General features: G+C 54.6%; 14 protein-coding genes. 2 read left to right on the plus strand and 12 right to left on the minus strand.

The features are described 5' to 3' along the window. Positions 1-195: 195 nt before the first annotated feature. The 8 genes from nagA to G0Q00_RS12745 are packed head-to-tail and all read right to left on the minus strand — an operon-like array spanning position 196 to position 7,294. Positions 196-1,317 (minus strand): N-acetylglucosamine-6-phosphate deacetylase, encoded by a 1,122-nt coding sequence (gene nagA, locus G0Q00_RS12710; protein WP_163039861.1) that lies wholly within the window; start codon positions 1,315-1,317, stop codon positions 196-198. Positions 1,318-1,345: 28 nt separating this feature from the next. Beyond that, entirely contained in the window at positions 1,346-2,134 is a 789-nt protein-coding gene (nagB, locus tag G0Q00_RS12715; protein WP_163039863.1) for a glucosamine-6-phosphate deaminase, read from the minus strand. Continuing rightward, positions 2,131-3,045: an ROK family protein gene (locus G0Q00_RS12720; protein WP_163039865.1), complete on the minus strand. Its 915-nt coding sequence runs from the start codon at positions 3,043-3,045 to the stop codon at positions 2,131-2,133. The genes nagB and G0Q00_RS12720 overlap by 4 nt, the downstream gene beginning before the upstream one ends. Positions 3,046-3,049: 4 nt before the next feature. Then, positions 3,050-3,718 (minus strand): N-acetylmannosamine-6-phosphate 2-epimerase, encoded by a 669-nt coding sequence (locus G0Q00_RS12725; RefSeq protein WP_163039867.1) that lies wholly within the window; start codon positions 3,716-3,718, stop codon positions 3,050-3,052. Positions 3,719-3,732: 14 nt separating this feature from the next. After that, positions 3,733-5,007, minus strand: coding sequence for a TRAP transporter large permease (locus G0Q00_RS12730; RefSeq protein WP_163039869.1), 1,275 nt, complete (start codon positions 5,005-5,007; stop codon positions 3,733-3,735). Positions 5,008-5,009: 2 nt separating this feature from the next. After that, positions 5,010-5,477, minus strand: a complete 468-nt coding sequence (locus tag G0Q00_RS12735) for a TRAP transporter small permease (RefSeq protein ID WP_163039871.1) — start codon at positions 5,475-5,477, stop codon at positions 5,010-5,012. A 60-nt stretch (positions 5,478-5,537) separates the two neighbouring features. Next, positions 5,538-6,497, minus strand: coding sequence for a sialic acid TRAP transporter substrate-binding protein SiaP (locus G0Q00_RS12740; RefSeq protein ID WP_163039873.1), 960 nt, complete (start codon positions 6,495-6,497; stop codon positions 5,538-5,540). 47 nt (positions 6,498-6,544) lie between these two features. Next, positions 6,545-7,294 carry an FCD domain-containing protein gene (locus G0Q00_RS12745; protein WP_163039875.1) on the minus strand — a complete coding sequence of 250 codons (750 nt, stop codon included), beginning with the start codon at positions 7,292-7,294 and terminating at the stop codon, positions 6,545-6,547. Positions 7,295-7,514: 220 nt separating this feature from the next. Here G0Q00_RS12745 and G0Q00_RS12750 point away from each other — a divergent pair, with 220 nt between their 5' ends. Beyond that, entirely contained in the window at positions 7,515-8,417 is a 903-nt protein-coding gene (locus tag G0Q00_RS12750; protein WP_163039877.1) for a dihydrodipicolinate synthase family protein, read from the plus strand. A 45-nt stretch (positions 8,418-8,462) separates the two neighbouring features. On the opposite strand, the gene G0Q00_RS12755 is transcribed toward G0Q00_RS12750, so the two are convergent. After that, the gene (locus tag G0Q00_RS12755; protein WP_163039879.1) at positions 8,463-9,404 is read right to left on the minus strand and encodes a carbohydrate kinase; all 942 of its coding nucleotides are present in this window, start codon (positions 9,402-9,404) and stop codon (positions 8,463-8,465) included. Positions 9,405-9,418: 14 nt separating this feature from the next. Then, positions 9,419-10,609 carry an AGE family epimerase/isomerase gene (locus G0Q00_RS12760; protein WP_163039881.1) on the minus strand — a complete coding sequence of 397 codons (1,191 nt, stop codon included), beginning with the start codon at positions 10,607-10,609 and terminating at the stop codon, positions 9,419-9,421. A 255-nt stretch (positions 10,610-10,864) separates the two neighbouring features. On the opposite strand from G0Q00_RS12760, the gene nanR reads away from it, so the two are divergent. Then, positions 10,865-11,575: a transcriptional regulator NanR gene (nanR, locus tag G0Q00_RS12765; protein WP_163039883.1), complete on the plus strand. Its 711-nt coding sequence runs from the start codon at positions 10,865-10,867 to the stop codon at positions 11,573-11,575. Positions 11,576-11,611: 36 nt separating this feature from the next. Here the strand turns inward: nanR and G0Q00_RS12770 are convergent, their stop codons facing one another. Then, entirely contained in the window at positions 11,612-12,871 is a 1,260-nt protein-coding gene (locus G0Q00_RS12770; RefSeq protein WP_163039885.1) for a TRAP transporter large permease, read from the minus strand. Continuing rightward, complete coding sequence (locus G0Q00_RS12775; protein ID WP_163039887.1) at positions 12,871-13,359, minus strand: TRAP transporter small permease; 489 nt, start codon at positions 13,357-13,359, stop codon at positions 12,871-12,873. The genes G0Q00_RS12770 and G0Q00_RS12775 overlap by 1 nt, the downstream gene beginning before the upstream one ends.

Below are 13,359 nucleotides of genomic sequence, written 5' to 3' on the forward strand. Positions count from 1 at the left end.
GCGACACGCGACTTGGATCAAGCGCTTCGCGCCGTTTCTGATCACTTGGAAAGAACACCAGAAACCTGATGTGGTGAGACTGGAGATCACAGAGCCATGCGGACAAAGCGTGCAGATCTACTGGCCAGAAGACCTACTGATCGGGATTGAGACTTCAGTCCGAAAGCAAGAAGAAGTCGTTTTCCTGGCTAGTGGCTAAAATGCGATATGCGCTCCTTCCCTGACGATCCCGATGCAGTTCAGATCATTGTCAAAGAATGACAGTGCGGCCTCTTTGCCTTCGTCCAATGTCCCAAGTTGTTCGCCCAATCCGACCGCGTTGGCCGGGTTTTTGCTCGCCATTCTGATTGCTTCGCCGATGGACACATGCGTCAGACCGCTCATGTTTTGTATCGCCTCGTCCATGGACAGGTGAGCGCCCCCAAGAGTGCCGTCTTCGCCGGTCAGCATACCGTCCCGAAGCGAAATCCGTTTGCCATAGAGGTCGAAGGATGTGGTATTGCCATTCATGGTTTGCATAGCATCTGTGACCAGACAAAGCCGATCTGGAATTGCGCGAGCTGCGGCAGAAAGGTTCGTCGGGTGAACATGGTAGCCGTCAGCGATGATGCCTGCATAGAAATCGCCGTCCCCCAAAACTGCACCAACGACACCCGGTTGCCTGCCGGTTGTTTGGCTCATCGCATTAAACAGATGTGTGACCCCCCTCACTCCGCTACGGGCTGCGGTTTTCATGTCACCAATATCTGCATTGCTATGACCTGCAAAAAGAATGACACCGCTGGCATTTAAGCGCCGCAGACAGTCCTGATCTTGCTTCTCTGGCGCAATGGTCAGAATGATCGTGATATCCTTCGCCGCGTTGCAAAGATACTGAACGTCATCTTCGTTCAACGGTCGAATAAACTCGGGCCGATGAATTCCCGGCCGCTCGTCCGAGATGAACGGCCCCTCCAAATGAATACCGGCAATGCCCTTCACGCCATTCGCAACTGCGGACCGTACAACTTCGACAGCCTCGCGATAGTCGCTTCCGGGCGCTGTGGTGAACGTGGGGAAGATGTAGGCGGCTCCACCTCGTGCAGACGCATCAACCATCGTCTGAAGACCCGATTGAGAGAGGTCGAAGTTGAACTGAACGTCACCTGCTCCGTTGATCTGAAGATCAATAAGGCCCGGCGTAGCGACAGGCACACGGATCGTTCCTGTCGGAAGATCCTTGGGATCAATCCCGTCGGCAATAGAGGCTATGGTCCCAGCCTCTACGGAAATCAGAGCATTGTATCTCGGGTAAGTCGCCTCGCCGTCATAGAGCACATCTGCATAGATCTGTGACACAACCACTTCAGACATCAAAAAGGTCCGCTTCTTGGCCCGCAGGATGTACGTGCTGGTAATAGTCGATGAGTTCGAGGTCGCGCGCGGCCTGCTCGTCGATCACAACAGTCACATTCCGGTGCATTTGCAGAGCGCTGGCAGGACAAACCGCAGATACCGGCCCTTCGATCATCGCTTTGACTGCTGCAGCCTTGTCTTGACCCGTCCCGACAATCAGACATTCCTTTGAAGCCAGAATGGTTCCAATACCGACGGTCAATGCATATTTCGGAACATCTTCCAGCCGATCGAAGTATCGCCGATTGGCGCGACGCGTATCGTCTGTCAGGGTCTTGATCCTGGTGGTCGACGACAGGCTGGATGTCGGTTCGTTAAAGCCGATATGCCCGTTTTTGCCGATCCCGAGCAACTGCAGATCGATGCCCCCAGCGGCCGAAATGGCATCTTCATAAAGCTGCGCCGCATCACGCGGATCGCGCCCATCAGAAGCAGGCACGTGCGTCGCGCTGCGAACGATATCAATATGATCGAACAGATGCGCATTCATATAGGTGCGGTAGGATGCGGGGCTGTCGGCTGGCACCCCCCAGTATTCATCAAGGTTGAACGTCGCCACGCCAGACCACGATACGGACTGGTCCAACGACATCTGGATGAGATGGGCATAAACCGCCTCCATCGTTCCGCCGGTCGCAAGGCCCAGAACGCTTGATGGAGAAAGCTGGACTTGTCTCAGCAGGCGGCTCGCGGCATTCCGTTTTGCTTCTTCTTCGGTTTCAAAGATCAGCACTTTCATTGTTTCGCTTTCCTTTCGACAGCCACCGAGAGCGCGCCAAAAAGCGCGCTATGTTTTCCGAGGCTTGATCCAACGATCTCGGGGCGGAACAGTTCCGGCTCGTCAAGAAGGTGTGTCTTGACCCGGTCGAGGTAGCCGGGGGCAAGCCCAACACCGCCTCCAATAACGACACGCTCAATGCCCAAACTGGCTGCAAGATTTGCGCAAAGCTCGGCGATCGCCGCGCTTGAGTCCTGAATGAGCTGTTGGGCCCATTTCTCTCCTGAAGCGGCGTGATCGAACACCTGCTCACAGGTTGTACCCCCGAACCCCAGTTCAGTTGCTTTCGCCTCGATCGCACGACCCGACGCGATGCTTTCGAAAGTCCCCGTGCGACCCGACCCGCAGCTGCGGGTGCCGTGTCTGCTTGTCATGAAACCAACATGACCGAGCAGCCCATTAGGTGACTGCAGCGGGACACCGTTCAGGACGATACCCGCAGATACGCCTGTCGACACGGTCAGATACGCGGCTGCACCCGTGTTCTGTGCTGCCCCAAACCTGTACTCACCAATCACAGCGGCCCGCGTATCGTTAAGAGCGACAACTCCGGATCCCAAGTATTTGCCAAGCTCACTTGCAAGCGGTTGTTCATTCAGATCGGCAAGAATGCTCGTGTTGACGGCAGACCATAAGCCCTCTGAATCCAATCTTCCTGCAACAGCAACACCGATCGGGTCACCATCCTTGAAACCGATCTGCCGTGCAATATCCGCAAGTTCAGCGACCAGTTTCAGGGGCCCGGCATTTCCATCCGTGCGACGGACAAGGACGTCCGCCACTTTGCCATTTTCAATCGCCGCAGCCGCAATTTTTGTACCGCCAAGATCAACGGCAAATCCGGTCAGTTCATCAATCGTATGTGTCGACATGTTCTTAAGTCACTTGTGAAATGGCATTCCGAAAGGCAGCAGTGTTCACCTCTAGTCGGGTCAGAGGTGTGCCAACCGTTACGCAATCTGCGCCTGCTTTGATCGCGGCTTTGGCAAGGCTTGGACTTGCATATCTTCCCTCGGCCATCACGAACGCCCCTAGGCCGGAAAGCTCTTTGACGAATTCAAGGTCCGGTTCCGGACCCAGATGCACGGTCTCATCCGTATATCCGGACAGTGTTGAACCAACGATCTGCGCGCCATCTTGTACAGCGCTTTTTGCGTCATCCATATTAGAACAGTCAGCCATAGCGAGGCACCCATGCTTCGCAATTTCCTCAACGATCGCGGCGTAAGGGACCGGCCTTGCGCGTGAAGTGGCATCGTAAGCAATGATGTCGGCACCGGCTTGGGCCAGTGCGGCCACGTCATCCAAAAAAGGAGTGATCCGAACCGGGCTATCTGGAAGGTCGCGCTTTACGATGCCGACAATCGGAACGGTTATGGATTTTCGCGCATGCCGCAGGTTGTCGGCTCCCTGAATGCGAACCCCATCCGCACCCCCCGCGATCGCGGCTTGTGCCATCGCGGTGATTATGTCGGGGCGGTCCATCGGACCATCGTCAACAGGCTGGCAGGACACCACCAAACCATTGCGTAACACTTCAAGCATGTGGATGCTTTCCTCTATCTCATTAGGCTGGGCAGCCCTGTTGCCAGGATCGGGAAGGTGCAAACTAGAACGAGGACAACAAGAGGCGGCACAAGCCAAGGAAGAATGGCTTTCGCCAGACGCTGGAACGGAATATCGCCGACTTGCGCAACCACGAACAACGCCATGCCCATTGGAGGCGTTAGGATCGAGATCATCAGGTTGAGCACCACGATAATACCAAAGTGCACTGGATCGACCCCGAACCCTAATGCGACGGGAACCAAGATCGGCACCACAACCAGCAGAATGACGAGGGACTCGATAAAGGCCCCAAGCACAAAGATCATCAGATTGACCGCGATCAAGAACGTCAGCTTGTCATCTGCGATCGCAAGGAAGAGGTTGGCGATCTGTTGCGGAGCCTGCTCGCGCGCCAAGACCCAGCCAAGAAGACCGACACCGGCAATGATCGTGGCGATTGCAGATGAGGTTACGACCGTTTCATAGATCGCGTCCCAAAGGCGCCGGAAGGTGAGCTCGCGATAGAACACAAGGTCGATAATGATCGCATAGAGGACCGTAATCGCTGCAGCTTCGGTCGGAGAGAAGAAACCCGAAAAAATACCGCCGACGATAACCACGGGCGTCAGCAAAGCTGGGAGGGACTTCACAAACAACCCAGCGATTTCGCCAGCGGGAGTTAGTTCGTCTTTCGGATACTCGCGTTTCCGCGCAATGAAATAGACCATGCACATAAGCGCGACAGCGCAAAGAACACCTGGAATAATTCCTCCAAGGAACAATTGCCCAATCGACGTGTTCGAGATGACGCCATAAAGCACCATGGTGATGGAGGGCGGAACCAAGGGGCCGATCATCGACGATGCAGCCGTTACGGAACCGGCAAATTCATCATCATAGCCAGCCTCGCGCATGGCCTCGATCTCCATCTTTCCAAGACCACCAGCGTCAGCCATGGCTGAACCAGACATTCCTGAAAAGAACAGTGATGCAAGGACGTTAACGTGTCCAAGGCCACCAGTGATATGACCGACCAACGCGCGCGCAAATCCAAACAGATGGTGTGTGATTCCGGCTGAATTCAAGATTGCAGCGGCAAGAATGAACAGGGGAACCGCCAACATGGGAAAGCTGTTAAGCCCATCTACCATGCGCTGGGTCGCGAAGGACAAACCCAAACCCGAATAGTAAAAATATCCCATCGACACCAAGATCATGCCGATACCAATGGGAACGTTCATGAGGACCAGAAGGAGCCATCCGACGACGACAAACAGGAGTTCCATGATTACGCCCTCGTTCCGGTAAGATTAGAGATGTTTTCGACAAGACGTCTTGCAACGCGGTGGACGATCAAAATCATCGCTACAAATGCTGACGCATACAGAACGGCGTCGGTCGTCGGCAGCGTGACGGTCTCGTTGTTCCACGTTCTAAGGATGGACTTGTAGGCAATCCAAACGAGGTGGCATGCAATCGCGATGTAAACTAGGTCCACAATCACGGCCCAGATCTTCTGAACACTGCTAGGAAGGTACTCGACAAGAAATCCCATGCTCAGATGGGCCCTGTCGCGTTCGACCGTGCCAATCCCGATCAGCGCCATCCAGACCCAAATCCAGCGCGCAAGCTCTTCCGTCCAAATAGGTCCCGAAATTAGGGGAGTGCGCCCGAAAATCTGCAAAACCATCACGAAGAAAAGTATGATGAATAGAACTGAAGCGATTGAGGCTTCAAAGCCGTATTTCTTGTTCATTGCAGATCCCTCCCAAGACGCAATACTCGGAGGGGTGCGATACCCCTCCGAGTTGTTTCATCAGCGGCCGCGGACCTTTGCGATCGCGCCTTCGCCAAACTCTGCTTCGAGTTCGTCATAGTAAGGCTTCATCGCCTCACGGAACGGTCCAGTGTCCGGCTCGGTGATGGTCAGGCCACGTCCTTTGAAAGTGTCCACCAGTGCGGCTTCTGCGTCAAAGGTCAGGCCATCCGAAACATCACCACCATGGGCGATTGCTTCCTGAATCCAGCCTTTTTCCTCGTCAGACAACGAGCCCCAGGTCGATGTACCAATCTGCATCGCGCCAGACGCGATGAAGTGGTTCGTCATCGCGATGTGGCTTTGAACTTCGTAGAACTTCATCGCTTCGATCGTCGGAAGCGGGTTCTCTTCGGCGTCAACCTGGTTGGTTTGCAGGGCCAGATACACTTCTGCAAAAGCCACCGGGGCAGGAGTCGCACCTGTGTTTTCAGCGAAGGCAATCAGGAAGGGAACGTTCGGAGTGCGCAGGCGAAGCCCTGCCATGTCATCCAAGGAATTGATGGCGCGGTTCGACGTGGTCTGGCGTGTGCCGTAGTACCAGACGTCCAGCAGATGGACATTCTGCTCGTTCATCTTGGCGGCCATTTCCTGCCCCCACGGACCTGCAACGATTTCTTGCAGATGCGCGAAATCGTCCACAACATAGGGGGCACCGACCAGCTTCAGCTCGGGGATGATGTAAGACATGTCCGGGTAACCGGTCATGACCATGTCAAGTTCACCAGCTTGAACTTGAGCCACCATTGCCTTGAAGTCGCCCAGCGAGGACGAGGGGAACAGCTCAACACTCATCTCTCCGCCGGAAATCTCGTTCAGTTTTTCGGCGAATGCTTGTGCACCCTTGTAGATATTGGAGACTTCGTTGTCCTGCATGCCAAACGTAAGTGTTCTTTCAGCGTAGGCCGCACTCGACAACATCAGGGAAACCACTGTCCCGGTTACAAGTTTCTTCAGCATCAATTTTCCTCCGTGCTGTTATGGTGCGGTCCCAAATCCGCGTTGTGTCAGGTTTCCCCAACTGGGATTGAACTCGCGTTGAGCGACTTAGGTGCCGCAAGTCGAGATCGGTATGACCGCTCAAGATGGCCGTCGATAAGGTTTGTCGCTGCCACAACGTCTCCGCCCAGAACCGCCTCGTAGATGGCCCTATGTTCTTCGTAGACCAGCTCGTCGTGGGGCTTCCGGTTGCTAACGTCAGGCCGTTGAGCAAGCATTGTGCTTACAAACATGTCGTGAAGCTTAAGGATGATCGGGTTGCCAACGACCGCTACGATCGAACGGTGAAAGGCAATGTCCGTTGCTGGGAAATCCTCGGTGCCGATGGCAGCCAGATTTGCTTCAAGCGCCGTTTGCATTTTCGCAACTTGAATGTTGCTTGAATGCTCGGCCGCAACACGAACTGCACCGGCCTCGATGAACTGGCGCATCTGCTCAAGATGCGCGGCACTTTCTGCGTTCCCAAGGATTTCGCGGATGTGATCTGCCGCAGATAACAGAACATTCTCAATGGACGGCGCCGTCACCCTTGGGCGCTTTCCGCCACCCGTCGCGACGTATCCACGCAACTGGAGTTGAGAGAGCGCCTCGCGCACCGTTGGCCGCGACGTTGAAAACTGCTCACAAAGCTCACGTTCGGTCGGCATGGCATCGCCGGCGCTCAAAGCTCCGCTTTTGATTTGGCCAACCAAAGCATCCGCAATCTTGTCAGAGACGCGCTTGGGCTCTTCGTTGGTCGTTACATTTTCGGGCGTCATGTGTGCCCTCCTCCTGCTGATGATCTTCTGAAAAACCTTACCAAACGGCATCGTGAGGTCCAGATGATCTATCATCTCCTCAGTTTTGGTATATCCAAATTAAAAAGTTGTCAAACCATACTTTACCAAACCGAAGATTTGACTTAGCATTATGGGGAATGGCTGACGTGCATACCTACCTGCAACATCGCGCCAACCCCCAAAAGAACATGAGGAATCAATGGCAAAATCACTTTCAGGAATGTACGCAGCGTTATTGACTGGGTTCTCAGATGATGGAGCATTTGACCCGAGTCGCCAGATCGCGATCACAGACTATGTCCTTCGCCAAGGGCTGGACGGCATCTATATCGGAGGGAGCAGTGGCGAATCTGGGCTGATGTCTACTGATGAACTGCTTGAGCAGCAGCGTGTCATCGCAGAACTGCCGTCGGCCCAACAATCCCGCGTCATTGCGCATGTTGGACAGCCGAACCTGCGCGATTCGATTGCGTTAGCAAAGCAAGCAAAAGCTCTCGGGTTCGAAGCTCTTTCTGCCCTGCCGCCCCATTCCTATCCATTCTCGGACGAGGAGATCTACCAATACTATGTTGGATTGGCCGCTGCGACGGATCTGCCGCTTATTGTCTACGAGGTTCCCATTCGGACGGGGCGCCCATTGCCCGTTGAGCTGCTTGTACGCATTCTTGACATCCCGAACGTGGCCGGCCTGAAATTCACGTCCACCGACCTGTTCAAACTGTCGATGCTACAAAGAAGCCGTCCCGACAAGATCTTCTTCTTTGGGTTTGATGAAGTGTTCACGGGTGCAGCCGCGATGGGATGTGATGGCGGCATTGGCACCACATACAACGTATTGGGGCGCCTCTATACACAGCTGAACAAGAGCGTTCAGGCATCTGATCTGGAAACCGCGCAACAACTCCAACAAACATCTCAAAAGTTTGTTGAAGTCCTGCTTGAGACCGGTGTCATGCCCGGAGTGAAAGCTGCGCTTAGATCGTTGGGAGTAGATGCAGGTTACGCCCGAGCCCCGCTGGTTGAGAAAGTAAGTGACGCTGAAGAACGGCTAAGCGCTTTCTTGTCCGGGCCAGAGGTGCGCCCGTGGCTAGTCGACGCGTAGAGCCGTCTACGTTTCTCAATATAGGTGTCATCTTGAGCTAGCGTCTTAGAGTGTGCTCGGAAGTTCGTCCGCCCAAGGGGGATTGGCACCAGCACGCGACACAGTCACAGCAGCGACAGCGGCTCCATGGGCTAAACTGTCTGTCGCTGCCTCTACGGTCATATCCCTGATCGCCGACTTGGTCAGCAGCCCCAATTCCGACAGTTTTGCCATGACGCCCGCATTGAATGTATCACCTGCGCCAACGGTATCGACGACCTCGACCCTGCGCGCCGGGACATTGACCGATCTACCATCCGCGAAAAAGCCCGTGGCGCCCTGCCCGCCGCGCGTCAAAATGACGAATGATGGGCCTTTTGTAAGAATAAGGTCGACTTTCTCGTGTAGCGACAGGGGCTTCGGGATCATCCAGTTCAGATCCTCGTCCGAGACTTTAAGAATGTCCGATCGCGCGATCATCTTGTCCAGTCGCGCCCGGTAACGAGCTTCGTCCTGGATGAAGCCGGTCCGGATGTTTGGATCAAGCATGACCGCACGCGTCTGGCCTTCTTGCTCCAAGAAGTCGGCATAGGCATCAGCGCCCGGTTCGCACGCCAGACTGATCCCTCCGAAATATAGCGCTGTCACTTCAGGCGAAAGCTTTGGCATTTCCTTAAGCGTCAGCATTCGTCCCGCAGAATTCTCGTCAAAGAACGAATACGACGCGTGTCCATCCGTTAGCTGCACGAAAGCAAGCGTCGATGGGCGCGATGATGTGATGATCTTGGAGGTGTCAACATGGCTGGCCTCGAGGCTGGCTTTCAGTTGTTGACCGAACATGTCAGTTGAAAGACCCGTAAGCAGCCCTGCCCCGGCTCCTAGCCTGCCCAGCGCAACGGCGGTGTTGAATACCGCGCCACCTGAATGTGGGACAAAGCCATCTCGACCCTCGACCGACGGCGTAGGGATCATGTCGATAAGTGCCTCTCCACAACATAGGATCGTCATCTAGCAGTCACCTTCTAATCAGCGTCGGATACAGACAGAATATCCCAGCACACGCCAAGCGTATGGTAGTCGGTCTTGCCGGGCGGGGATTTCTGGTTGTCGATCTTCTTGCCATCGGGCGTCAGGACCCGGAACCATGCACCATGCTCGTGGTCAATCAGATGATCCCAAGCATAGCGCCAACAGTCCAAGTAATCCTCAAGGTAGGTGTTATCACCTGTGCGCTTGTAAAGACGCCAAGCGGTCGCTGCGGTTTCACTGTGCACCCAGTAGTATTTTTCGCGCGCGCACACGGCCCCATCTGGCGCAAAGCCATAGACCAACCCGCCATGCTCTTGGTCTCGTCCAAACTTTACCGCGGCACCGTAGAGATCCACGGCGCGCTGCAAGTACCAAGATTGCGGTCGGATCGCATCAAGCGTCAGCAAGAGACGCGCCCATTCGACCAGATGGCCCGGCTGAATACCCCATGGCTTGAAAAGGTCATTGGGCTTGTCGCGGTGATAGTCGTAGTCCGGGTTCCAGTCCGTATCGTAGTGTTCCCAGATTAGGCCATGTGTCTTATCGGCGAGCTCGCGCGCGAATTTTCGAGCCAGAAGCTCTGCCCGCTCCAAAAAGCGGGCTTCACCTGTGGCGCGGTACGCAGCGATGCATCCTTCGCAACTGTGCATGTTGGCGTTCTGGCCGCGATAGGGACTTAGAATGCTCATGTCGGCGTTAAACTCGTCGGCATAAGCGTTGTGTTTGGGGTCCCAGAAATGAGTCTCCATGAACGCCCACACGTGTTCGAGCGTTGCTCTGGCCTCTTCGATCCCAGCCTCCAAGGCGAAGCTTGAAGCAATCAATACGAAGGCATGACCATAGGCCATCACCTGACCGTCGATCACTGTGCCCTTGTGCAATTGCCAAGCATACGCGCCATTGGACTGCCGATGGGCCTGCTCTAGAAAGGCAAGTCCGTGTTTGGCTTTCTGGCGATGCTGGGGCGCGCCACGTTCTCGATATGCAAGCGCATAGTCGAACACAAATCGGCATGAACTGACCAGATGGCGCAAGTCTCGATCGTAAATTCGCCCGTCATCTTCAAAGCAGTGGAAAAAGCCACCCGCGGGATCCACAGCGCGATCTTCGTAGAACGCAAGTGTCTGCGAGATGTGATCGTTGAGGAAGCCCGGCGATGTGAAGTCGGGATATAATGCGTTCATGAGAGTTTCCAAAAGATGCGAGTGTGGGAACCAGAGTTTGCTTGCAAGGCCAGGACCGCAACATGAACGGCTTTCCGATGCCTCCAGACTGGACAGAGCTTGCAATACTGGTATTCTTTTTTAGTTATTATACCAATTTGTCAACAGAAAGGTTTTCCCGGCCCTAGACATTTGGGGTAAAGCTCCGTCAACCGACATGGGATACTGGGAAAATCCAGAGCTTTGAATGGCAAGACATGCTGAAGGGGTGATGCGTTGAAGACACTTGCAAGAAAACGGCTCTCGGAACTTGTGGAAGATGAACTGGTCCGCATGATCACAAGCGGAGAATACGCGCCTGGTGATCGGCTTCCTTCAGAGCGTGATCTTATGGACTTGTTTGACGTGGGGCGCCCCTCGATCCGCGAGGCGCTTTTTTCTCTCGAACGTATGGGGTTGGTCCAACTGGGGCGCGGCGACCGACCACGCGTCATCGAACAGGATCCAGTCGTTCTTTTCAAAAGCCTAAGCCAAGTCGCACAAAGCCTACTGAACAAACCTCAGGGCGTCCGGCACTTTAACGAAGCGCGGCTGCTCTTCGAGTGTGCACTTGCGCGAACAGCGGCAGAAACTGCCAGCAACGATGATATCGAAGCTATGCAAGGCATTCTTGACCTCAGCGCTCAAGCTTCGGCAAACGTCGCGAAGTTCCGCAAGCTTGACATAGCGTTCCATCGTCATCTCGCCGAGATTCCCAATAATCCGATTTACCTTGCGGTTCACGAAGCACTTGTCGAATGGGTCGTAGTGCGTCGCATCGTAGAGGGTGACCGAGAAGAGTTTAACAAGCGCAGTCTAGAAGGGCATAAGGCAGTGTTGGACGCCATTCGCCATCGTTCGCCTGACGACGCCGAAGCCGCGATGAGGCTTCACTTAGAACGGGCCGAGATCCAGTGGTCACCCTATGTTGAAGGCGCGGACGACTAGCATACGCGCCTTTTCTGTTCATAAGACTTCCATTCCCTACAAGAATGCCAGCGACAGCCACGGGACAAAGCTGACAATCATCAACACGGCAATCATCAGGGCGATAAACGGCAGCACCGATTTTGCGACGGCGCCGAATGACTCTTTGAATGCGCCCGAAGCAACCAGAAGATTGAGCCCCATCGGTGGGGTCAGCAGACCGATCTCAAGGTTGAGAACCATGATGATACCCAGATGAACTGGATCGATCCCGAACGAGTTCGCAATCGGCAACAAAAGCGGACCAAGGATCAGCAAAGCCGAAATTGTGTCCATGATTGTGCCCACAAACAACAGCAAGATGTTGAGGCAGAGGATGAACAAAATCACGTTGTTCATGTTTGCCTGCATCCAGTCAGAGATCGCTGTTGGCACGCCTTCGGCGGCAAGGAAGATATTCACGCTGACGGCAATCGCGATGATCGGGATCAGGCTTCCGAGAAGGGCAAGGGTTTCCTGAACAATGTTGTACAGATCACGAAACCCGATCTCGCGATGAACGAAGGCCTCGATAACGAGCGCGTAAGCCAGTGCAACGGCGGCGGATTCCGTAGGGGTGAAGAAGCCCGAATAAATACCGCCCAACAGCAGGATCGGCATGAACAGCGCGGGTCCGCCGACCTTAATCGCTTGTCCAAGGGATTTACCCTGTTGCGGTTGCAGCTCGATGTTCCGGTTCCTCCACAAGGAATAGACCACCATCACACCTGTTAGCAGCAGACCCGGCAACAGACCCGCCAGAAACAGATCCACAATTGATGTCTCGGTCGCAATGCCGAAGATAATTAGGGGAATGGACGGAGGAATAATGATGCCCAACGTGCCGCCGCTGGTCAGGGCGCCCAGAGCGTATGATTTTGGGTAGTTCTGCTGCAGTAGAGCAGGATAAAGAACAGCCCCAACGGCGAGCAGCGTTACAGGCGATGATCCAGAGATCGCTGCAAACACGGCGCAGGACAAGATCGACGCTGCCCCAAGGCCCCCTCTTAGATTACGGGTTAGGGCAATGGCGATGTCGATTAGCTTCTCGGCGATAGAGCCGCGGGTCATGACAGCGCCGACCAAAATGAACATCGGGATGGACAGCAGCGCCTCTTTGTCGATCGCAATCCATGCGTCCTCAAGCAGATAGAGAATATCTCCATCACCCCAAACAAGGTGCATATAGCTTACGGCCACAGCAAGAATAATCATGATGTTCTGACGCAGCGCCAGCAGCAAAATGATGATCGCCAGAAGTATAACGGAAGCAGACATTACATGACCTCCTGCTCTTGGGGTTGCAGGTCGGGTTTGGCAGCAAAGATCAGGTATCTCAGTCCTGCCGATGCCAAGCCATAGGGAAGCGCCAATTGCGGGATCCAGATCTCAAGATCCAAAGGAGGCGTCGTGAATCCCATCATTTTATTGTCGAGCACCAGAAGTGCGCCAAAATACGCACCCGCGAACATCACAGCAGCACTGACCAGATTGCCGATCCGAAGGACTGACGGCAGGAACCGCTCTGGCACCACATTGTCCAAAATCGACGGTCGGATATGTCTGTGCAATGCGACAGCCACAGCAATGCCGATCAGTGCAGCAGCGTTGGCAAGCAGGACGGCGATCCGCTGACCTCCCCAAATGGATTGCGAGAAGATTTCGCGCGATATGACGTCCGCAAAGAGAATTGCCGCGGCGATCGTATAGAACGCCCCGGCAACTATCGTTTCAAAGCGCAGCAGGTTCTTCAGAAACTGCTCCAT

It is taken from the genome of Aliiroseovarius sp. PrR006 (assembly GCF_010500215.1).
In the GTDB taxonomy this organism is placed as follows: domain Bacteria; phylum Pseudomonadota; class Alphaproteobacteria; order Rhodobacterales; family Rhodobacteraceae; genus Aliiroseovarius.